The sequence below is a fragment of the Flavobacterium sp. FG19 genome, assembly GCF_057809475.1.
Map to the genome: position 1 here is coordinate 201,901 of NZ_JBMDKA010000007.1, position 22,595 is coordinate 224,495.

At 36.7% G+C, this 22,595-nt stretch carries 22 protein-coding genes; 6 read left to right on the forward strand and 16 right to left on the reverse strand.

Annotated elements, in window-relative coordinates:
- The first annotated feature begins 4 nt into the window (after positions 1 to 4).
- Together ACODST_RS09660 and ACODST_RS09665 are read left to right on the forward strand one after the other, a co-directional pair.
- The gene (locus tag ACODST_RS09660) at positions 5 to 1,120 is read left to right on the forward strand and encodes a D-TA family PLP-dependent enzyme (protein ID WP_488931905.1); all 1,116 of its coding nucleotides are present in this window, start codon (positions 5 to 7) and stop codon (positions 1,118 to 1,120) included.
- A gap of 19 nt (positions 1,121 to 1,139) precedes the next feature.
- Complete coding sequence (locus ACODST_RS09665) at positions 1,140 to 2,210, forward strand: dipeptidase (RefSeq protein WP_488931906.1); 1,071 nt, start codon at positions 1,140 to 1,142, stop codon at positions 2,208 to 2,210.
- On the opposite strand, the gene ACODST_RS09670 is transcribed toward ACODST_RS09665, so the two are convergent.
- Entirely contained in the window at positions 2,207 to 2,983 is a 777-nt protein-coding gene (locus tag ACODST_RS09670; RefSeq protein ID WP_488931907.1) for a DeoR/GlpR family DNA-binding transcription regulator, read from the reverse strand. The genes ACODST_RS09665 and ACODST_RS09670 overlap by 4 nt on opposite strands.
- Positions 2,984 to 3,169: 186 nt before the next feature.
- Here ACODST_RS09670 and ACODST_RS09675 point away from each other — a divergent pair, with 186 nt between their 5' ends.
- Positions 3,170 to 5,470 (forward strand): family 20 glycosylhydrolase, encoded by a 2,301-nt coding sequence (locus tag ACODST_RS09675; protein ID WP_488931908.1) that lies wholly within the window; start codon positions 3,170 to 3,172, stop codon positions 5,468 to 5,470.
- Between the two features lie 2 nt (positions 5,471 to 5,472).
- Here ACODST_RS09675 and ACODST_RS09680 read toward each other — a convergent pair whose 3' ends face one another.
- From ACODST_RS09680 to ACODST_RS09695, 4 genes are all read right to left on the reverse strand, one after another.
- On the reverse strand, positions 5,473 to 5,871 hold the full coding sequence (locus ACODST_RS09680) for a hypothetical protein (RefSeq protein ID WP_488931909.1): 399 nt from the start codon (positions 5,869 to 5,871) through the stop codon (positions 5,473 to 5,475).
- 174 nt (positions 5,872 to 6,045) lie between these two features.
- Complete coding sequence (locus tag ACODST_RS09685; protein WP_488931910.1) at positions 6,046 to 6,792, reverse strand: succinate dehydrogenase/fumarate reductase iron-sulfur subunit; 747 nt, start codon at positions 6,790 to 6,792, stop codon at positions 6,046 to 6,048.
- Positions 6,793 to 6,843: 51 nt separating this feature from the next.
- The gene (locus ACODST_RS09690; RefSeq protein WP_488931911.1) at positions 6,844 to 8,844 is read right to left on the reverse strand and encodes a fumarate reductase/succinate dehydrogenase flavoprotein subunit; all 2,001 of its coding nucleotides are present in this window, start codon (positions 8,842 to 8,844) and stop codon (positions 6,844 to 6,846) included.
- 15 nt (positions 8,845 to 8,859) lie between these two features.
- On the reverse strand, positions 8,860 to 9,525 hold the full coding sequence (locus ACODST_RS09695) for a succinate dehydrogenase cytochrome b subunit (protein WP_488931912.1): 666 nt from the start codon (positions 9,523 to 9,525) through the stop codon (positions 8,860 to 8,862).
- A gap of 359 nt (positions 9,526 to 9,884) precedes the next feature.
- On the opposite strand from ACODST_RS09695, the gene ACODST_RS09700 reads away from it, so the two are divergent.
- A complete protein-coding gene (locus ACODST_RS09700; RefSeq protein ID WP_488931913.1) occupies positions 9,885 to 11,246 on the forward strand; it encodes a hydroxymethylglutaryl-CoA synthase family protein in 1,362 nt (453 codons plus the stop codon).
- 176 nt (positions 11,247 to 11,422) lie between these two features.
- On the opposite strand, the gene ACODST_RS09705 is transcribed toward ACODST_RS09700, so the two are convergent.
- From ACODST_RS09705 to ACODST_RS09730, 6 genes are all read right to left on the reverse strand, one after another.
- Positions 11,423 to 12,778 (reverse strand): tetraspanin family protein, encoded by a 1,356-nt coding sequence (locus tag ACODST_RS09705; RefSeq protein ID WP_488931914.1) that lies wholly within the window; start codon positions 12,776 to 12,778, stop codon positions 11,423 to 11,425.
- Positions 12,775 to 14,049: an MFS transporter gene (locus ACODST_RS09710; RefSeq protein ID WP_488931915.1), complete on the reverse strand. Its 1,275-nt coding sequence runs from the start codon at positions 14,047 to 14,049 to the stop codon at positions 12,775 to 12,777. The genes ACODST_RS09705 and ACODST_RS09710 overlap by 4 nt, the downstream gene beginning before the upstream one ends.
- A 454-nt stretch (positions 14,050 to 14,503) precedes the next feature.
- Positions 14,504 to 14,875: a hypothetical protein gene (locus ACODST_RS09715; RefSeq protein ID WP_488931916.1), complete on the reverse strand. Its 372-nt coding sequence runs from the start codon at positions 14,873 to 14,875 to the stop codon at positions 14,504 to 14,506.
- 37 nt (positions 14,876 to 14,912) lie between these two features.
- Positions 14,913 to 15,473: a hypothetical protein gene (locus tag ACODST_RS09720; RefSeq protein WP_488931917.1), complete on the reverse strand. Its 561-nt coding sequence runs from the start codon at positions 15,471 to 15,473 to the stop codon at positions 14,913 to 14,915.
- 314 nt (positions 15,474 to 15,787) lie between these two features.
- Positions 15,788 to 16,537: a LytTR family DNA-binding domain-containing protein gene (locus ACODST_RS09725; protein ID WP_488931918.1), complete on the reverse strand. Its 750-nt coding sequence runs from the start codon at positions 16,535 to 16,537 to the stop codon at positions 15,788 to 15,790.
- Positions 16,538 to 16,610: 73 nt separating this feature from the next.
- A complete protein-coding gene (locus ACODST_RS09730; RefSeq protein ID WP_488931919.1) occupies positions 16,611 to 17,066 on the reverse strand; it encodes a GNAT family N-acetyltransferase in 456 nt (151 codons plus the stop codon).
- Between the two features lie 9 nt (positions 17,067 to 17,075).
- Here ACODST_RS09730 and ACODST_RS09735 point away from each other — a divergent pair, with 9 nt between their 5' ends.
- Positions 17,076 to 17,234 carry a hypothetical protein gene (locus tag ACODST_RS09735; RefSeq protein WP_488931920.1) on the forward strand — a complete coding sequence of 53 codons (159 nt, stop codon included), beginning with the start codon at positions 17,076 to 17,078 and terminating at the stop codon, positions 17,232 to 17,234.
- Positions 17,235 to 17,242: 8 nt separating this feature from the next.
- Here ACODST_RS09735 and ACODST_RS09740 read toward each other — a convergent pair whose 3' ends face one another.
- The 4 genes from ACODST_RS09740 to ACODST_RS09755 form a co-directional block, all read right to left on the reverse strand.
- Positions 17,243 to 17,680: a GNAT family N-acetyltransferase gene (locus ACODST_RS09740; RefSeq protein ID WP_488931921.1), complete on the reverse strand. Its 438-nt coding sequence runs from the start codon at positions 17,678 to 17,680 to the stop codon at positions 17,243 to 17,245.
- 262 nt (positions 17,681 to 17,942) lie between these two features.
- The gene (locus ACODST_RS09745; protein ID WP_488931922.1) at positions 17,943 to 19,034 is read right to left on the reverse strand and encodes a hypothetical protein; all 1,092 of its coding nucleotides are present in this window, start codon (positions 19,032 to 19,034) and stop codon (positions 17,943 to 17,945) included.
- 120 nt (positions 19,035 to 19,154) lie between these two features.
- Complete coding sequence (locus ACODST_RS09750; RefSeq protein ID WP_488931923.1) at positions 19,155 to 20,261, reverse strand: hypothetical protein; 1,107 nt, start codon at positions 20,259 to 20,261, stop codon at positions 19,155 to 19,157.
- A gap of 67 nt (positions 20,262 to 20,328) precedes the next feature.
- Positions 20,329 to 20,544, reverse strand: a complete 216-nt coding sequence (locus ACODST_RS09755; protein ID WP_488931924.1) for a hypothetical protein — start codon at positions 20,542 to 20,544, stop codon at positions 20,329 to 20,331.
- A 95-nt stretch (positions 20,545 to 20,639) separates the two neighbouring features.
- Between ACODST_RS09755 and ACODST_RS09760 the strand changes: the two genes are divergently transcribed.
- The gene (locus ACODST_RS09760) at positions 20,640 to 20,984 is read left to right on the forward strand and encodes a hypothetical protein (RefSeq protein WP_488931925.1); all 345 of its coding nucleotides are present in this window, start codon (positions 20,640 to 20,642) and stop codon (positions 20,982 to 20,984) included.
- Positions 20,985 to 21,043: 59 nt separating this feature from the next.
- On the opposite strand, the gene ACODST_RS09765 is transcribed toward ACODST_RS09760, so the two are convergent.
- A complete protein-coding gene (locus ACODST_RS09765; RefSeq protein WP_488931926.1) occupies positions 21,044 to 22,528 on the reverse strand; it encodes a DUF1254 domain-containing protein in 1,485 nt (494 codons plus the stop codon).
- Positions 22,529 to 22,595 lie beyond the last annotated feature (67 nt).

The following is a 22,595-nucleotide window of genomic DNA, read 5'->3' on the forward strand; positions in this document are numbered from 1 at the left end:
GATTATGGAAGAAAACTGGTGGAAAATCAAATCCGACATTCTGGTGGACACACCCTTTTTAGCCGTTTACGAAGATCGTATCCGGTTTAATCTGGAACGTCTGATTGGTTCTGTAAATGGCGACACTTTAAAACTGAGACCTCATATTAAGACGCATAAAATTGGGGAGATTCTCGAATTATTTAAAATTTACAATATCAAAAAAGTAAAATGTGCCACAATTGCGGAAGCTGAACTTGCTGCGATTCACGAAATCCCGGATGTTCTTCTTGCCTATCAGCCTGTTGGAATTAAAACCGAAAGATGGATTTCGCTGCTTCAGAAATATCCAAACGTCAATTTCTCGACCATTACAGACAATCCGGATTCAGCGAAAGTTTTAAATGAAACGGCAGCGGAACATAATACCGTCTTAAACATTTATCTGGATCTGAATACCGGAATGAACAGGACAGGGTTTTCGATTTCGGAAAACTGGACTGCTTTAACAGATCAAATTATTCAATTAAAAAACCTTCATTTTGAAGGTATTCACATTTACGACGGTCACTTAAAAGGCAGTATTGAGGAACGAACCAATGCGGCTTCAAACTCATTTTCTGAAATAAAGGAAAAAACAGAAGCAATCGAACAAAAACTGGGTTACGAATTAAAAATAGTGGCCGGCGGTTCTAATACATTTCCTTTTTATGCCTCTCAGGAAAATGTAGAATGCAGTCCGGGAACTTTTGTTTTTTGGGATTTTAATTATCAGTCCAATTTACCCGAACAAAAATTCAAACCCGCTTTGGTGATCGTCGGGACCGTAATTTCAAAACCAACAAATTCCACGCTTTGCATTGATATTGGCTATAAAGCCGTTTCTTCAGAAAATCCGATTGATAAACGATTAGTGATTTTAAATGATGAAAATCTAATCCCAGCAGCCCATTCAGAAGAACATTTGATTTTGGAAAACCAGGGGAAAAACGAATACAAAATTGGCGACACGCTATATGCACTTCCCTATCACGTCTGCCCTACCTGCGCCCTTTATGATACTGTGCAGGTGGTAAACAAAGGACATCAAATTTGCGATCAGTGGAAAGTGGCTGCCCGAAGCAGGGAAATTAATATATAAAAAAATTAAGTCAGAATATATGTTTATAATAGACGCCCATTTAGACCTGAGTATGAATGCCATGGAATGGAATCGTGATTTAAGAAATGATGTTCCAGCATTACGAAGTTTAGAAAAAGGAATGACCGATAAACCGGACCGTGAACGTGCAACGGTTTCCTTTCCTGATTTGCGAAAAGGCAATATCGGAATTGTGGTAGCAACGCAGATTGCGCGATTTGTAAAACCCGACAGTTTAATTCCGGGCTGGAATTCTCCTGAGCAAGCCTGGGCACAAACCCAGGGACAGCTGGCATGGTACAAAGCCATGGAAGAAGCCGGAGAAATAACACCCATTACAGACAAAAAATCACTTCTAAAACAAATTGATGTATGGAATGATGGAACGCCAAACGATAAAAAACCAATTGGCTATATTTTGAGTTTGGAAGGTGCCGATTCTATAATTGATGTTTCATACATAGAAAAAGCATACCAATACGGATTACGGGCAATTGGTCCTGCGCATTACGGCCCCGGACGTTACGCAAACGGAACAGACGCAACGGGAAAAATGAATCAAAACGGTCTTGATTTATTAAAAGAAATGGAACGACTGAATATTATTCTGGATGCCACACATTTGTGCGATGATGCTTTTTGGCAGGCTTTAGATCATTTTAACGGAGCGGTCTGGGCAAGTCATAACAATTGCAGAAGTCTGGTGGATCACAATCGCCAGTACAGCGATGAAATGATTAAAGCTTTAATTTCGAGAGGAGCGGTGATCGGCGGTGCTTTGGATGCCTGGATGCTTGTTCCGAATTGGGAACGAGGTATTTCGATGCCCTTAGAAATGAACTGTAGTTTAGAGACGGTTTTCAAACACATGGACCATATCTGCCAACTGGCCGGAAATGCGAATCACATTGGTGTGGGTTCAGATCTTGACGGCGCTTTTGGAACAGAACAGTCTCCGTATGATTTAAATACCATTGCCGATTTGCAAAAACTGGTTCTGATTTTTAAAAACCATGGCTATTCTGATGAAGATTTGAATAAAATCTTTCACCAGAACTGGATCAACTTTTTAATGAAGAATTGGGATTAAATAAAAACTAAACCTGGAACTGCCTTTTTATAAGCCTGCAGCTTTTCGTCGCCCGGGTCAACTTCGGTAACGACGTAATCTACTTCAGATAAACTGGCAATTTTCATTTTTAGGACTGTATCCAGTTTTTCGGAAATCGTAAGGATTGCCGTTTTTTCCGAAGCCTGAATCATTGCTTTTTTTACCTGAACCGTTTCCCAGTCAGAATCTGAGAAACCGCCTTCGATATCCAAAGCATTGGTTCCTAATATTAATAGATCGACTTTAATATTGGCCAGCTGATTATACACATCGCCGCTCACACACATTTGGCTGTAGGATGAAATACTGCCGCCAATCATGATAATTTTAACATTGGGTTTATCCAGAAGTTCAACCGCTGATAAAACGGTAACCGTAAAAATAGTCAGATTTAAGTCATTAGGAATTAAACGGATGAATTCCCTAATGGTAGTTCCGCCTCCTATTAGCAAAACCATTCCGTCACGCAGCAGTCCTAACGTTTTTTGTGCAATCACTTTTTTAGATTCGCCTGCATACGTTTGATTGGATGAAGTATGGTGATAGGCTTTGGTCATTGCACCGCCTTTTACCTTAATCAATAAAGATTCTGACTCAAGTTCATTTATATCACGTCTTACCGTATCTTCAGAAACAAATAATTTGGCCGAAAGAGTTTCGAAACTTACACGGGTATGCAGGTTAATCTCTTTTAAAATAAGATTTTTACGTTCTTCCTTAGTGTAATTTACCACTTCATGATCATTATTCATGCGAATTCTTTTTTTGAACAAATGTAAACAATAAATGCAATATTCTTGCGAAACAAATTATAACACAAAGTAATTAAAAAGTTAATTACACTATTTTAAAGGTATTTATACACAAACGTCTTTTGCAAAAAAAATGCAAAATTCCATATAACTCTTAAATTTGTTTAACAAAACAAAAAAGTCACCATGCAAAAAAGTCTATTTTTCTTTTTGATTTTCTGTTATTTCTTCGGAAATGCCCAAACATCTTTTACCAACAACCGAATAATTCCGGCGCCGAATTTTTATCAGGCATCAGGAGACAGCATTCGTTTAAACGGCCGGATAAAAGTCATTTTCGAAAACAAGACATTCAGCAAAAAAGAACTTAAAACGGCGCAGCTTTTTGAATCGGCGGTAAACCAAAATACCTCCGGTAAAAAAAGCAGTATCGAAGTTTTATTTCGCACAAAAACCCCTTCTTCAGATTTAAAAAAAGAAGCCTATACCGTCGAAATTACATCTAAAAAGATAACGGTTACCGGAACGGAAGAGGGTTTATTTTATGCCGTACAGAGTTTGCTGCAGCTTTTTCCGGACGAAATCAAAAATCAGGAAATAAAACTACCCTGTGTTATCATAAAAGACGAGCCAAGATACAGATACAGAGGACTTCACCTTGACGTCTGCCGTCATTTTTTCAGTGTCGATGTCATAAAAGATTTTATTGCACAAATGTCTTATTATAAATTAAATAATTTTCACTGGCATTTAACCGACGATCAGGGCTGGCGTATCGAGATAAAAAAATACCCAAAACTAACCGGAGTCGGATCCTGGAGAGCACAGACTTTAGTGGGCAATAAATTTGAACGATTCCCTTATTTTTTTGACGGAAATCCCTACGGCGGCTTTTACACTCAGGAAGAAATTAAGGACATCGTTCAGTTTGCCGAAGACCATTATGTGACTATTATTCCGGAAATCGAAATGCCGGGACATGCAACAGCCGCTGTAACCGCTTACCCTAATTTATCCTGTTTTCCGGACCGTTCTTATAAAGTAGTAGAATCCTGGGGTGTTTTTGAAGATATTTTCTGCGCCGGAAAAGAAGAAACTTTTACCTTTTTAGAAGATGTATTAACCGAAGTCATGGCGTTGTTTCCTGGTAAATACATCCATATCGGCGGTGATGAATGCCCTAAAACAAGATGGAAAGAATGCCCAAACTGCCAAAAAAGAATCAAAGATTCAGGCTTAAAAAACGAACATGAATTACAAAGCTACCTGACCACCAGAATCGAGAAATTCTTAAACGCAAACGGAAGACAAATTCTGGGCTGGGACGAAATGCTGGAAGGCGGCCTGACACCAAATGCTGCCGTGATGTCCTGGCGGGGCGAAACGGGCGGAATCGCTGCTGCCAGGCAAAAACATTTTGTGATCATGAATCCGGAGCAGGTTGTGTACCTGGATTACAATCAGGGTTATTCTCCACAGGAACCTTTAACCATTGGAAGATTAACCACCGTTGAAAAAATCTATCATTACAATCCTACTCCCGCAGACAGTCTGACGGTTGAGGAACAAAAATACATTATGGGAGTCCAGTCGAATCTGTGGTCAGAATATCTAACAAATCCTGCCAAACTCAATTACATGCTTTATCCGAGAGTATTTGCCCTGGCAGAGATTGCGTGGACAGAACCTCAAAACAAAAACTACAACAGTTTTATTTTAAATCAGATTTCGCATCATTTGCAAAAACTGGAAGCCCAAAAAAGACTGTATAAAGTACCGACTCCTTTTGGAGCGGAAGAAACGGCTTTAATTGCCTCAAAATACATACTGGATTTACAGCCCACTATTAAAAACGGACAAATCTTTTACACTATTGACGGATATAACCCGGACGAAACCGCTGCACTTTACACTAAACCCGTAACAATTAATATCCCCCAAGGAGAATTTCGTACGATCAAAGTGGTTCAGATAAGTCCCGGGGGAAGAAAAAGTTCTATTAACAAAATCATCGTTAGAAATCCTGATTTAAACCCGGCACTGGTCGTGAAGCCCGTAAAAAAAGGACTGAAATACGACTATTTTACCGGAAACTTTCAGCAGGTTCAGGATTTAGAATTATCCAGACCTTCTAATTCAGGTGTTTTTGAAGGCAAAATAAGCAGTGAAAAATGGAAAACGAAATCAGAACGCTATATTGGTTTAAAATTTGACGGCTATATCTTTGTACCAGAAACAGCAAATTATACTTTCTCGACCCTTTCAGACGACGGATCGAAGCTTTTTATAGACAATGAGCTTATCGTAAACAATGACGGTATCCATTGGCTCAATGAAGCGTACGGATCCGTAAAACTTGAAAAAGGTTTTCACAAACTCAATATCAGTTATTTTGATCAGGTTGGCGGCACTACTTTAACTTGTTTTATTCAGCAGGAAGGAAAAGAAAAACAGGAAATCAGTGAATCGCAGCTGTTTCATGAGTAATACTAAAATTTACTGATGATCATCCTGCCCGTCTTAATCAATATTGAAAAAAACACCAAAAGCGGAAGCAGATAACCCGGAAGAAGCATTATGATCCAGCCATCGCCATTATAAGGTTTGCCATAACGATCACAAATAATAAGCAGTATGCTCCAGAAAACAAAATGAGCAGCAGATAACAAGAACCATGTTAAAACAAAATGCCAGTAGGCATCGGCAAAAAAAGAAAGAAAAAAACCGGCGATAATACAGCCAATAAACAAATAAGACCCGTACTGATTAACCACCAATTCCGAAAAACCACTGATCAGGGACAGTAAAACCAGCAAAACACAGGCAAAACACAATTGGTAGTACAGGTAAGTATCCTGAATGAAGAAAATAGTTTTAAAAGCACTCATAATATTTCCGGTTTATTGGGTAAAAACAGACAGAACCTGAATATCAAAAGTAGCACGATTGCCGCATACTCACATCACTATTTTTAATGAAATTAAAGTGTTGTGATTCTAACAAAAAAGCGCATCCACTGTGGCGGATACGCTTTTTCTAAATATACTAAATTGTTTTTGGATTTACCCTTTAAGGCTTGCGGCTAAATATTCACGGTTCATACGTGCAATATTTTCAAGCGAAATTCCTTTTGGACATTCGATTTCGCAGGCACCTGTATTGGTACAGTTACCGAAACCTTCCAAATCCATCTGGTGCACCATGTTTAATACACGGTCTGTTGCCTCTACTTTACCCTGCGGTAATAAAGCATATTGGGAAACTTTTGCAGAAACGAATAACATTGCCGAAGAGTTTTTACAAGTAGCCACACAAGCTCCGCATCCAATACAAGCGGCAGCATCAAATGATTTATCTGCATCTGCTTTTGGAATTGGAATCGCATTTGCATCGATTGTATTTCCTGAAGTATTTACAGAGATAAATCCTCCTGCGTGCTGAATTCTGTCAAAAGAACTTCTGTCAACCACTAAGTCTTTAATTACCGGGAAAGCTTTTGCTCTAAATGGCTCGATAAAAATCGTATCACCATCTTTAAACATACGCATGTGCAACTGACAAGTTGTAACACCTCTGTCTGGTCCGTGCGCTTCACCGTTGATGAATAAAGAACACATTCCGCAGATTCCCTCACGACAATCGTGATCAAATGCTACAGGCTCTTCTCCTTTGTTGATTAAACCTTCGTTAAGAACGTCTAACATTTCAAGGAAAGACATGTCTGGTTCAATTCCATCGATAGGATATTCTACAATCCCTCCTTTATCTTGAGCGTTTTTTTGACGCCATATTTTTAATGTAAGTTTCATTTTGTATAAGTATTAAGTATTAAGAAAAAAGTATTAAGACTTTTCTAAATACTATTTATAGCTTCTTTGAACTAATTTAATGTTTTCGTAATTAAGAGGTTCTTTGTGTAATACGGCATCACTTGGTTTTCCTTTGTATTCCCAGGCTGCAACGTATGCAAAGTTTTCGTCGTCACGAAGCGCTTCTCCTTCTTCTGTCTGGTATTCCTCACGGAAGTGACCTCCACAAGATTCGTTACGGTGTAAAGCATCTTTTGCGAACAATTCTCCTAATTCTAAGAAATCGGCAACACGAGTCGCTTTTTCTAATTCCTGATTAAATTCAAAAGCGCTTCCCGGAACTTTTACATCTTTATAAAACTCTTCACGTAAAGCAGCAATTTCTTCGATAGCCTCGGTTAAACCTTGAGCATTACGAGCCATACCTACTTTATTCCACATAATTTTACCTAATTTTTTGTGGAAATAATCTACAGAATGTTTACCGTTGTTATTGATGAAGTTATTGATTTGATCTACAACAGCTTTCTCCGCTTCAACGAATTCTGGCAAGTCTGTAGAAATTGGTCCCATTTTAATATCCGGAGCTAAATAATCTCCGATAGTATATGGCAATACGAAATATCCATCAGCTAATCCCTGCATTAAAGCAGAAGCTCCAAGTCTGTTTGCACCGTGGTCAGAGAAGTTAGATTCTCCAATTGAGAAACATCCAGGAATTGTAGTCATTAAGTTATAATCAACCCAGGTTCCCCCCATTGTGTAGTGAACTGCCGGGTAAATCATCATTGGCGTTACATAAGGATCTTCGTCAACAATTTTCAAGTACATTTGGAATAAGTTTCCGTATTTACTTTTCACGATATCAGTTCCTAATTTAGTAACTAAAGCTTTGTCATTTTCATTCAATCCTTTTACGTGAGCAGCTTCTTTTCCGTAACGTTCGATAGCGGCAGCGAAATCTAAATAAACTGCTTCTCCGGTTTTGTTAACTCCAAAACCAGCATCACATCTTTCTTTAGCCGCACGGGACGCAACGTCACGAGGAACTAAGTTACCAAAAGCAGGATATCTTCTTTCTAAGAAATAATCTCTTTCGTCTTCAGATAAATCAATTGCTTTTTTCTTTCCTTCACGGATTGCCTGAGCATCTTCTAATTTTTTAGGTACCCAAATACGACCGTCGTTACGTAAAGATTCAGACATCAAAGTCAGTTTAGACTGGTGATCTCCTGAAACCGGAATACAGGTTGGGTGAATTTGTGTATAACAAGGATTTGCAAAAAACGCTCCTTTTTTATGAATTTTCCAGGCCGCTGTTGCGTTACTTCCCATAGCATTTGTAGAAAGGAAAAATACGTTTCCGTATCCTCCAGATCCAATTACTACCGCGTGAGCAGAATGTCTTTCTATTTTTCCTGTGATTAAGTCACGAGCGATAATACCTCTCGCTTTTCCGTTCACGATTACAATGTCAAGCATTTCGTGACGGTTGTACATTTTGATTTTTCCACGACCAATCTGACGGTTCATTGCAGAATAAGCTCCTAACAATAATTGCTGTCCTGTTTGTCCTTGTGCGTAGAATGTACGGGAAACCAAAGTTCCTCCAAAAGAACGGTTATCTAAAAGTCCTCCGTATTCACGAGCCAATGGCACCCCTTGAGCCACACACTGGTCAATAATATTAGCAGAAACCTCAGCCAAACGGTGAACGTTTGCCTCACGTGCACGGTAGTCACCACCTTTTACAGTATCGTAAAACAATCTGTAAACGGAGTCACCGTCACCTTTATAATTTTTTGCTGCATTGATACCTCCTTGTGCCGCGATAGAGTGCGCACGACGAGGAGAATCCTGGAAGCAGAATGCTTTTACGTTATATCCTAACTCAGCCAGAGTAGCCGCAGCCGAACCTCCGGCCAAACCTGTACCAACCACGATAATATCAAGATTACGTTTATTAGCAGGGTTTACTAAATTAATATGATCTTTATAATTTGTCCATTTGTCCGCTATAGGACCATTTGGAATTTTTGAATCTAATGCCATTATAATTGATATTAATTATTGTTTGAAATGATGAAATAATGCGATAATTACAAAAAGTGCCGGAACAACCACTGCGAACCAGTAACCTACTTTTGCCAAAAATCGAGAGTATTTGTTGTGCATCCCTACAGACTGAAGAGAAGAGGCAAACCCATGCCATAAGTGGAATCCTAAAAGGATAAAAGACACACAGTACAATGCTGTACGGATCGGGTCATGAAATTTGTGAACTAACTCACCATAATACCTAGTAGCATCCGGTGCTGTACCTGCTATATATTTATAGCTTACTTCAGGAAACCAGAAATCATAAAAATGCAATCCTAAGAATGCCAAAATAACCAATCCGGAAATAATCATATTTCTGGAACTCCAGGAAGCATTTGCCGCTCCGTTGTATTTTGCGTACGCAATTGGTCTTGCCGCGCTGTTTTGAGCCGTTAGAATAAATCCCATTACAAAATGGAAAATTACCCCAAATGCCAAAACTGGCTGCATTACATATTGAATCAGCGGATTGTATCCCATAAAGTGAGAAGCTTCGTTAAAAACATCTTCACTAATAATAGAAATGAAGTTTAAGGAAACATGCAGCGCTAAAAACGTGATTAAGAATATTCCCGAAAGAGCCATAGCTACTTTCTTTAAGATGGAAGCATTCAATAGTGCAGATTGTGCCATAAGTGTTTAAGTAGTTTGTTTTAAAAAATTAGACAAAAATAATTCAATTACAAAAGAACTACAACCATTTCGCTGTTATTTATAATGATTTTAAAATAGCAATCACCTACGTACTTTTACGTACAAAACAAAAGCTGCTAAAAAATAATTCACTATAGAAAACCTCAAATTATTGCTTTTTAAGTCCAAAGGCAAAATTTGGCCTCTAAGTAGATTACTAAAAATTTATCATATTGTTATTTTATTCAAAGTTTTGGTTTGTTTTCTTCAAAAGTGATCCCGGCCCGAAATTTTATCTAAGTAAAAAATTGTCATTCCGCCACATAGTTTTACCTTTAGCGCCTTCAAAAAACAACAGAATGAAAACAGGAATTGATGCCATCTCTTTTGATGTTGCCAACATACACTTACCTATAAAAACCCTGGCCATTGCCAGAAACATTGAACCCGAAAAATTAGAAAAAGGCCTTGGATTATTAAAAATGACATTTCCGGATGTTCATCAGGACGCGGTTGTTTTTGGAGCAAATGCCCTGACCAGACTTATCATTGACAATAAAATCGATTTAAAAGAAATCAGCCGGATCTATGTAGGTACCGAAAGCGGTGTTGATAGTTCTAAACCAATTGCTTCTTACCTAATCAGCTTAATGGAGCAGAAATTTGGTGAAGATTCCTTATCAGAATGCGATGTTGTAGATTTTACTTTTGCCTGCATCGGCGGCGTTGACGCAATGCAGAACTGTCTGGATTTCGTAAAATTAAATCCATCAAAAAAAGCAATTGTTGTTACTTCTGATTTTGCCAAGTACGATTTGAATTCCGGTGGAGAATATACGCAGGGTGCCGGGGCAGTAGCGATGCTGATTACCGCAGACCCAAAAATCATTGCTTTTGACGACAATTGGGCAACGAGCACAAAAGGAGTTTTTGATTTCTTTAAACCATACAGAACCATTTCTAAAGAAGAAATCACTAAAAACACCCATAACGATTCCTGGTTTGACAACCTAGAAGCCGAAATCGAAATCCATAAAGACCAGCCGGTTTTTGACGGACAATATTCCAACCAATGTTATATGGACCGCACCAGAAATGCGTATTTTTCATTTAAAAAATTAAAAAATACAGCCGAAACTTTATACAACACCTGGCATAGTATTGTAATGCACCTACCCTATTCTTTTCAGGGAAGAAGAATGTTATCTGAAATTTACGCTTTAGACAGTGCTGAAAAAATCATTACCGACGATATTACTCCTGCAGATTATCAGACCAAAATTAAAGAAGTAGCAAAATCGGATGCTTACAGAAGTTTTGTAACCGAGAAATTACAACCTGCCGAACTGGCTTCTTCATTAATTGGAAATCTTTACACAGGTTCTATTTTCATGGGATTGTTATCGACTTTGGCTCATTTTTATGATACCAACAAAGAGGTTTCCGGAACTAAATTCGGTTTCCTGGCTTACGGAAGCGGATCGAAATCGAAAGTTTTTGAAGGAACAATTCAGCCGGAATGGAAATCGGCTTTAGCCAATGTGAAGCTTTTCGAAAATTTAGCCGAAAGCACAGAAATTGATTTCAAGACTTACGAAAGCCTTCATAAAAAAGAACAAAAACAAAGCGTAAGAACTCCGAAAAACGAATGGGTTTTAGACCGAATAGAAAAAGAAATTCCCGTTTTGATTGGGGCGAGATACTATAAATGGGTAAATTAAATTCCAATAAAGAAATTCCAAATTCCAATAAAAAAACCGAAGCCTTCGCTTCGGTTTTTTTGTTTTATACACAGTATGTCATTTCTCCTTCGTCGAAATAACAAGATTGCACCAAAAACTTTGGCAAAGGTTACAATAATCTTTTTTGAATTCCATAGAGCAGTCTTTTATAAAAATCATTGAGAATCAAAAGCTTGATAATGCTGTTTAACATCTTTCAATATCGCATAAGTGACATCCATATTTCCTTCCTGATTTCTTCTTGCCCAAAAGCTGTAAATCCAAACGGCTGTCGCTTTAGTATTATAGTCCGTTTTTCTATTTTGCCTGGAATTTCTCGTGATCAAACCCCACGTTTTTTTTGAAACAAAAGGACTGATTTGACTAAAATGATCATTTGGAAACTCTTTTTCAGCACCAGAAGTCATTGTTTTATATATCCTATCAATTACTTCTATTTCACCTTTATTTTCATTTTCAGCACGCAAAATATCATCTCTGCTAGAAATCAAAACCTCTACAAGTAAATCTATATTTGAATCGTTGTATATATTTCTTGATAAGAGCGCAAACAAAATTGGTCTATAACTTTCATATGCTTCTCTAAGTTCATCAGGATTCTCTCTTAACTTATCCGTGAGAAGCTTCGCTTCATATACATATTCATCAGCATCTAACCCAATTTTAGTTTCATTTCTATAACCTGTTAAAGACTGGTTTTTCCTTACATACAAAAAATCTGCGAAAAAAAATTTTATCTCGTTACTTATTCTGGAATCGCTATATTCTTCCTCGTATCGATTCCTCAAAAATCCAGTAGATTTTATATTAGAGGTATTCATATCTCTAAAACCATAATAATCCTCTACATATTTCATTCCTGATCCAATTACTTCAGTTTCCTCTACAGTACTGCTATCAACTAAAGCCAGTCTTTCATCTGCTAACGGCATTACTTTTATAGCGTCAAACATTACATTTAAATAAAGTTCCGAAGTAGCCATGTTTCCAACTCCAAGAAACAAAGCTCCTCCAAAAAGAATTAGTGAAAGAAAAATCAATAAAGCGCTAAGCATTTTACTTACTTCATTGACCTTTTCTTTTACCTTTAAAAAAAGACCAATAATGAAGCTTACTGCCATTAAAAGAACTATGAAAACACAGAGTTTTAAAATAAAAACTTTATACTCTTCTGCTGCACTTCTAAAACTTAAAACAAAAGCAATGAGAGAAGTTAAAAACATAAAACTCCCAAAAATTAAATAGATATAAAAAGAAATGCTCCAAAATCTATCTTCACCTTCTTTTTCAAAATCATTGTTTGATGAGTCCAAATAAAGAACTGTTATTACTAATCGCTGTACCAGAATAGAAATCCCTAATAAAATAAGAGGAAAAAAGCCAATTAAGAATAATGGGATTTTTGTAATTACCGAAAAATAGTCGCCATACTCTACCTTCGAAAAGGTAAAACCTAGTGCAACAAGTACGAAAAACTGAACTATTAAAATTATTTTATAAGACTTCATCATTCTTCAGAATTTTGATCGTAATGTTGTTTTATTTCTTTTAAAATCAAGACTACTTCTTTTAAATTTCCTTCCTTATTTCTTCTGGCCCAAAAACCATAGAACCACATCAAATCTGCCTTAGTATAATAATCCTGATCTGCAGAAGTTTTTAAGTCTTTAATCTTTTGAATGGTTTCCGGAGAAAAATAGCTTTCAAATTTTGAAAAATATTCTTCCTGATACGGATCATTACTTTTTTGATCAGCTCCCAGAACTCCATATATTTCAATCAATTTATCATTTTGACTTCCAATATCCTCATAGGCCAGTAATAATCCGTTTACTATTTTGTCAAAATTGGCTTCTCGATAAGTTTTATCCGATACAGCACTATAAAATACTGGTTTATATATTTCAAATTCAGAATAAAGTTTATCTGGCTTATTTCTTAAATTATCAATGAATTCTACGAGATAATAATTTTCATTTTCTTCAATATGATATTCCCTGCTATAACGTATCAATTGTCTAAGTCCAAAAAAATTATGCTCTCCTTTTGTTCCGCCCCAATTCTCAATTAAAGAAATCCAGGAATCATATAACAAAGCTGCAGTGTCATCGCTTTCGTCGTTACCTTCGTCGCTCTCGCCATAATCTTCATAAACTTCTTCTTGATTTCCGGTTTGTTTTTGTGCTTTAGCAATAAAATGTCTTTCTGAATTTTCTACAAATACTGAAATAAAAACCAATTCAAAAACACTCGAAACGGTTAGGATTAAGAAACTAAAAATCAAGATAACCGCAGCCAGTGATTTATTTGTTTTCCAATAAATGCCTGCCGCTAATAAAAAAGAAGCCACAACTAAACTGATTACAATAACAAGCAGGAATCTAGAAAAAATTATGGCATAAAAATGAACCGGCTGATCAATAATTAAAGCGTCTTTTTGAAAAACCAATACTGAAAACAGACTAATAACGAACAATAAAAAAACGTTGCAATAGAAGGCAAATTTCCAAAAGTTCTGTTTACGTTTTCTTTTTACAATTTCCTCATCCTCTTCCGGAGCATCCGGAGTTTTTGAAAACAAAGTAAAAAGGGCAGCTATACAGCAGACAGCAAAAAAAATTAAAGGCAGTAATTCGCCATAATTAAATTCGTAAGGATGAAGTTCTCTAATTTTCAGTATTTTTTGCTCTCTGAAATTGAAAACAATAAAAAAACCAAGTAAAAGAAGGGGGATAAATTGCAGTAGTACGGCGTTTTTAAAAAATCTGGTTTTACGATCCATATGAAACTTTTGATGCAGGAAATTAATCAAAACTATTAAAAAAAAAATAACTCAAAAAATATTGCTAAAAATGATTTTTGATTTTCAGAATTTTATTCAAAACCTTTGTCAAAGTGTTAAACTTTGACAAAGGCCGCAAGACAAAGAAATAATTCTCTAATTACCAAACTGTCTAATTTTCTAATTAAAAAATCAATCCTTTTTATGTTGTTCGGTATAATTTTGACTGCCTTTAATTCGGGTATCTTCCGTATGCATTCCGTTGGCCATTCCTAACATAAAGGCCGTTATTATAATTACAAATTTTCTTTTTATCCAATGAAGAAGCGGTCGCTTAGATCGCTCTAAACGTATTTGTTTGTTTTGTTTATACATTTTGAAAATGATAAATGATTAGACATTATTATTTCATCTTATGCTTTGAGATCGCATAAAGCCTCAGAAATAAATTTTCTTAAGCGCTGTATAAACTTTTACCGAAGTGTTTTGAAATGATTATTTCATTTATAAAAACCGATTGATTTATCAATGACGTTAGTTTTTGATGAAGCAGATTTTGTTGCTTCAGCAGTTTTTTAATTTGAAAAGTAAAGACATTTTCAACATTCAGAAATTTTAAAACAATTGAAAATCGTATTTGATTCCAGGAAACAATCTGCCCGAATTTATAGACACGAGAACTTTTAAGATCTAATTCCCTTCTTGAAACTACAAATGAAGACTGGTAATAATCTGCCGATTTTGATTGAGCATATAAAGTACCATCGCCCGCAATCACAACAAAAGCCAGAAAGAGAGCAATTAGGTATTTTATATGTTTTTTCAATCTTTTTGAATTTGATTATGGAGCGAAAATACGATTTTTATTCCTTCAGTACTTTTTCTGTTTCTTTTTTATAAAGCAGCAGCCCCAGTCCAAAAACAAAAACCAGACAACTCAAAAACATATAAATTCCGTCTTTCAAAACAAAAAACGAAAATCCAACAGCAACTGAGCCAAAAATTACCATTAAAGTTTTTATTGTTTCCGTTTTTATAAAAGCAAATGCGTGCAAAGCCAAACCAAGAAAAAGCAAAGACGGACCAACTGCAACAAAAGGATAGAAAATTCCTGGAGAATTACTGATATGCTGACTTAATTCTGCTTTTTCGATTTCGTTATTTCCGTAACCTGACATTATCAAATCGATGGTACAAAGCCCGATATGAGCAATAACGCCTAAAGCTGTCAAAACAGAAGCCGCTTTATGAATTTTTGTTTTAGGAAATGCGTCATTAAAAGACAATAACAAACAAGCGCCAATTAAATTAAACCAATGCGCAAAATCAATTGGTTTTTGAAAATTGGGTAAAATTTTAGAAAAGAATAAATAACTGATCAGGAAAAATAATAATCCGAGAAGGCAAAGGTGTTTTGTTTTCATACTTTATTTTTAAAATTGATGAAGCAAAACTAAAATGAAAAATTTCTGCAAAGCCTTATTTTACTGACTTAGGTACGAAATACATTGTTTTAGGGATGAAATTATAGTGCCAACCCGTTCGGTGCAATTCATAATTTTTTATTCAACACATAGAAACATAGATTTTATTCCTGGAAAAGACACTAAAAAGAAACTAGTTTCTAACACATAGCTAAACTTATGTTTGTTTAAAACAAGTGAAACGCCTTTTTTGCGCCTTCTAAATCTATCCCGTCCCGAATGTTCGGGATCGGGACTATGTGTTTAAATTAATTTCACACAACGGATAATTCCAATAAAGTTTCTTTATAATTTTTAGAAACCGGAAGTTCAATTTGAGTTAAAATAATGGTATTTGCATTTCTCCAGGATTTAAAATGCATTGGATTTATTAAATGCGAACGATGTATCTGAACCAGAAAATCAAAATCGTCCTGCACTTTTTTGAGAGAAGACCGAATAAGTTTTGACCGAAGCTGATTGTTTTCAACATAAAAAATCTCAACATAATTCTGCGCATTCGAAATGCAGACTAAATCCGCCTTTTTGATTTTTAGAATATCTAATTTATTTTCTCCCTTAAACAACAAAATATCATCTTTAACAGGAATCAATTTGATCAAATATCTTCTTGCAAGAACAATTACGGGCGTCAAAATCAAAGCAACTTTTATAAATATAATCGAGAAGAATTGGGAAAAAGTATAACCGCCATGTAAAACCGGACTTTTATAAAAGGCAAAAACGCCAAGTAAATACAGTATACAAAACAAAAAAATAACTGTTATTTCTAAACTCACATTCCACTTTTGTACTCTTTCATAAAGGCTTTTCTGGATTACAGCTAAAAGACCATAACATAAAAACGCCATAACGCTAAAACCAAAACTGATTAAAAGCCAGGCTCTGAAATTAATAGTTCCGTCGTCAAAAGGTCTTATAATGAAAGCAAAAATAAAAAGCCATAACCCAATCAGCAAACCGACTATAAAATTGTGTTTTATGGATATATTTAACTGCTTCATTTTTATAATACTTTTATTGCTTCTACCAGGAGACCTAACAGGTTTTAAAAACCTGTTAGGTCTGACATATAATTCATCTTATAAATTTCATCTCCATAATAGGCATGAAACGATTTTTTATGGACGTTTCGAATGCTCCAATTTTTACAAATCCCATTTTGGTGTAAAATTCCTCCGCATTAGGTTCTGAATCAAGAATTATTCTTTCTATTTTTTCTTCTTTTATTCGGTTTAAAAAATCGAGAACCAGGTATTTTCCAAATCCTTTTCCAATGTGTTCCGGCAAGATAAATAAATTATCCAGTTCGATTACTTTTTCATCCTTGAAAACATAAGAGTAGTAACCCATAATTACATCATTATCGACCAACTTAAAAACATTATGACCTCTAATATAATCCTGAGAAATGGTTAGATTTTTATCCCATTTCCGAATTTGTTCTGCCGAATATCCCCAATAAGCTTTTGACTTTTTGGTTATTTCAGTAAGAATTTCATTGTCGGTTATATTTGCTTTTTCTATTTTCATTGGTTTAAAATGGAAAGTCATCAGAATTTTTCAACACAATCTTGTCATTTCGATCCCGAAGCTTCGGGAAAGGAAATCTTAGCAAGAAACTCGACAAAGATTGGAGCGAATCTGAATGGAGCTTCTCGTGAAGATTTCTCCTTCGTCGAAATGAAACTAGACTTATAATTCTTTGTTTATCTATAAATCGTAAACTTATTGTGACTCAAAGTAAAACCCAGATTCTCATAAATCGCCACATTTTCTACTCGCTTTTTGTTTGTGGTTACTTCGATGCTTTTCAAATGATGTTCTTCTGCAAAATTTAAAATCTCATTAATTAGCAATCTTCCAACGCCCTGACCACGGTATTTTTGATGAATGAAAAATTCCTGGATTTCGCCAACCAATCCGCAATGATGCAGAAGATTCTGGGTATGAAAGCTGATAAACCCCAAACCTTCTGTTTCGTTTTCGGCAATTAGATACAGATTTTTTGGGTTTGCACTATTTTCATTGAAGATCGTTTCGAAAACGTCAAAATCTAACGTTTCATTTTCGAGTTCGCAGATTGCTTTATAAACAAAGTCTAAATCTTGATTCTCTGCTTTTCTGATTATCGTTTTTAATTTCATTTTTTTTCTCTGCTACTATCTATCACAAATCTGTATTAGAACAACGAACACTAAAATTAAAAATAAAAACCTCTTTCTTGAGAAAATATTTAAAACAAAAAACACCAAAGTTATTTGAATAGCTTCGGTGTTTTGTATTTATTTATTGCTACAGGCACAGATTGCAAATCTGCGCAATCTGGTTACAAATGCGCAACCAGTTTACTCTTTTTTATTACAAAATGTTTTCTCCCAATATTTATCAAACAAACAAAATATTAAATCAATAAGCAATTGGTGTTGCAAATAACTGCGTGTAAGGACCATAGGTTCCGGAATTATTATTGTAGCAATACACATAGGCCAGTGTAGTATTTACTGCAGCGGGAAGACCTGTAAAGCAAGCTGGTGAAACATAGCCCCATACATATAGTCTTGTTGACGCACTTAAAGTTATCGGAATAGAACCTGAACCAAAACACTCAGTAGCATCAAGAGCACCAAAATGCAAAGGATTAAGAATAAATGATTTGATATTTGCTGCATAATCTGGTGGAGTATTTAGTGTACTGGAAGTTGACAAAAAACAAGACATAAACCCAGGGTTGCTTCGAGAAGGAGTAATTGCATTATTTCCTTTAACACCAAACCACTGCGTCATAGTAACACTCCATTGTCCTTTAGGCAGATCAATATAGCAACCCGTATAAAATACTGTTTTACTTGCCGTCACCCCCTTACTTCCAGGTGCTGGTATTACTCCTAAAATAGTATACTGACTTTCCGGCGACTTCCATTTTGCCACCCCATTTCCGTCTGAAGTTAAAATTTTACCCGCTCCTTCTGAACCATCTACAAGCTGGACAGCACCAGGAGTAGTGCCGTTGTTAATTTGTACTTTAGCAGCAGACCCAGATAACGCTGTATTAATCAACAGTTGTCCCTCTGAGGTTACCCGCATTTTTTCAATCCCATTTGTTTTAACAGGAAGATCAAAGGCATCATTAGTTCCAATAGCTTTAATCATTCCGTTGTTATTCCCATCCTGCAGCCAGACATCCTCATTAGAAGCCAGGCGTATCCATTGTACACCATTGTTATAATACTCGCCCGGAGTTACAGCATTGGTTCCGGCTCCGGCCGTAGCGGTATTCCAGACATGCATTCCGGCTGTGTGTGCAGACATTGGATCTGCACTGTTGACACCTGTTAATGATACTTTAGCCAACAGCAAACCTTTAGCACTGGTTCCGTCGGTGCGGTTTAAATCTAAAACGGCATCTTTGTTAGGATTGTTAGTCGACATTCCTACCTGAGCATAAACACTTCCTGCCATTGTAAAGGCAATAAAGGTTACCATAAAAAAATTTTTCATGATTTTTAAAACACTATAGTTGTTATTTTTTAATTTCATCTGCATACTGAGAAATTCACAAATTACTTCTGTAACTTATCGCTAAGAGTTTCTGACAAAACAAACATTCGCCAAGAATGATCAATAGGTAATTGGTGTTGCGAATAACTGCGTATAAGGACCATATGCACCCGGATCTCCATTGTAACAAAACACAGAGGCCGTTGCTGTATTCTCTGCGGCAGGAAGACTGGTATAACAAGTTGAAGAAACAAACCCCCACACATATATCCTTGTTGGCACATTTAAAGTTATGGGAATAGAACCTGAACCAAAACACTCAACAGCTGTACTAGCACCAAAATATGAAGGATTAAGAATAAATGATTTTATATTTGATGCATAAGCTGGTGGAGTATTTGACGTACTGGAAGTTGACAAAAAACAGGACATAAACCCGGGGTTATTTCGAGTAGGACTAATCAAATTAGCTCCTCTGACACCAAAACATTGTGTCATAGTTACACTCCACTGTCCTTTGGGCAAATCAATGTAACACTCTGTATAAAATGTCGTTTTACTTGAAGTCACCCCTTTATAATTACCAACATTTGGGATTACTCCTAAAATAGTATACTGAGTTCCTGGATTTTTCCAACTTGCTACCCCGTCTCCGTCTGAAGTTAAAATTTTACCCTCTCCCTCAGAGCCATCTACAATCTGGATTGCACCAGGAGTAGTACCGTTGTTAATCTGCATTTTGGCCGTAGCTCCTCCCGTTAAAGGTACCGCTGTATTGATTAATAACTGTCCTCCTGAGGTTACCCGCATTTTTTCAACTCCATTGGTTTTAACCGGAAGATCAAAAGCATCATTGGTTCCAATAGCCTTAATCGCTCCGTTGTTATTCCCATCCTGCATCCAGGCATTAGCAGTGGAGGCCAGCCGCACCCATTTTACACCGTCGTTATAATATTCCCCTGGTGACACAGCATTGACACCTGTTCCAGCCGTGGCTGTATTCCAAATATGCATTCCGGCCACATGTGCTTTCATTGGGGCAAAACTGCTAATTCCGGTTAAGGCTACTTTAGGCAGCAGTAAACCTTTGATACTGGTACCATCGGTTTGGTTTAAATCTAAAACAGCATCTTTATTAGGATTATTGGTAGACATTCCTACTTGGGCATTCATAGTATTCACTACCATACAGCCAAGCACAAAGCCCAGCTTCAAAAACTTCTTCATAATTTTTTAAATAATATAATTGTTAATTTTCAACTTCATCTGCCTGTTTCCTCCATCCAAAAACTTTTTATTCCAGGGTTTTCTTTATTAGCTCCTGCGCTGCATTCCGGTTGGCTTTTTCCATTGTGGCATAATCTTTTTTAATAGAGTCCGGTTTTATACCCTGACGACTCCCGTTTATGCACTGACGGATATAATATTTTGAAAGCCCGTATTTCAAAAACAAAGCTTCTAATACTGTGGCATCATAGGATTTGCCATTTTTTGTCTTACTTTTGTCCATTGCTTTTTTTGTTTCAAAAATTAAAACAAACATACGATAATTTTCAACATTAAAAAATTATTTTAAGATAATTTCCTACACAAATGAATACTATTTTGAAAAATTTCAAACAGATAGCCAAAAACGAAGGCATCACTATTTCTAAACTAGAGCTGGTAATAGGTGCCAGCAAAGGTGTTTTGTCTCGTGCTATCGCTAACAACAGTGATATACAATCAAAATGGATTTCGAAAGTTGTTGAAAAATATCCCAAATATAATTGCGAATGGCTGATTAAAAATGAAGGACCTATGATTAAAGAAGAAAATAATCATACAGCAGAAACTTCTCAGGCAGAAAGTAATGTCAATTATAAAGAACTGGCCGAATCGAGAAAAGAAACGATCGAAAGCATGAAAATGCAGATTTTATATCTGGAAGAAAAAATAGCCAATAAATAAAAAAACCTGCTCAGACTGAACAGGTTTTAATCTCAAAAAAATAATAATTAACCAAATAGTTATTTTACTTCTTCAAAATCTCCGGGTCTCCAGCTGCCGTTAAAAGCTGCGGCTTCGGGTCCGTAAATTCTAAAGTAGGCAAACCAGCCCACATTGGGTATGGTTTTTATCCATTGTCCTTCTTTTCCTTCGGGCGCTTTTGGTCCAAAATAGAGATCAATGCTTTTTCCGCCCATTTTATCTTTTAGTTCAAACAAAGAACGAAGCGCTGCCTTATCCTGATCGGTGGCTACCTGGCTTCTGGTTTTGGCATCATAAATCGTAACAGACCAGAATAATTTGGCAGGAACCGGCGTTGGAATGGTCAGTTTATAGGTTTTGCTTCCGTCTACATATTTTCCGTTATTGTCTTTCAATCCCAGCCAGTACAAAGACCCAAATCCTTCTTTTCGCCTAAACATCGAAGGCGAAGCGCCAATAGCCTGATAAAACCAGGTTTCACGGCCGTCGAGATCGACATAATCAGTACTGTTAAAATCACCGTCTTCAAATCGAAGGGCTACCCATTCCCACTGGCGGTCTTTCCAGACTACACGATCCGGGCGGCGGTCTGCAAAGGACTGTACCCGCATTTGGGCATTGGCAATTTTAGCTGCTTTTTCGAGAATGGCTTTCATTCGGGCATCCGGTTTAAAAGGTTTTCCTTTTACAATACCCAGCACGGCCAGTTCTCCGTAATAATCCCGGTAACCTGCGTATGCCGGTTCACGCTGAATAACTTCGTTGAGTTCTTGCCAGTATTTAAAATTATTTTCCCATTCTATAGGGGTTGTGTTTTGCGGTTTTCCGGTGAGTTCCTGCCAGGTTGGTTCTTTCCAGCCTGCAGGTTTATTTAACGGATATACTTTTACGGTTTTAATACGCTCCATAGCCGCTTTGACATCTCCGCCCACGGGAAGCGAACGAATACCCACAATTAAATTATCTGAAGAAGATTTCCAGACATGATACCCCGCCGAAGGCACTTTACCTTTATAATCGGGAGGCAGCAGCAGATGTTTTCCTCCATTTCCGGCATCAGGGCCCGGAATTCCCATATCGGCCACCCAGCGCTGGTTAATGTCCATGGCCACCACAATAAGCGGTCCGGCGGGAACTTCGATTACCATGGGGCCTTTTGAAAGGTTTATTGGAATTGGCCCGTACGGTGTATCCGAATTTAATGTAAATCCAATCTGTCCCGGTTTCGTATCCAGAGTTCCAAACGAAGTATTGGCAATTACGCCCAGAGGATCATTTCCTTTAAACATTCCCTGACCGGAAACGGTAGGATAGAAAAATTTATAAGCCTGAATGGCACGGGTCAAGTCGGCATCGTCGTAGGCTTTTTTGATCGTGGCTTCGGTTGGATAACCGCCAACAAATTCATAACCCTCTGCAGCGGACTGACCTGAACTGCCACTTGAATCCTTAACATCTGAATCTTTTTTACAGCCCGAAAGAATAAATACAAACAGGCATACATAAGAAAATACGCTTTTCATTTGAATAAGTTTACAGGGTTACTTATTCAAAAGTATTCAGGAATTACCAATACATACTGCTGTTATA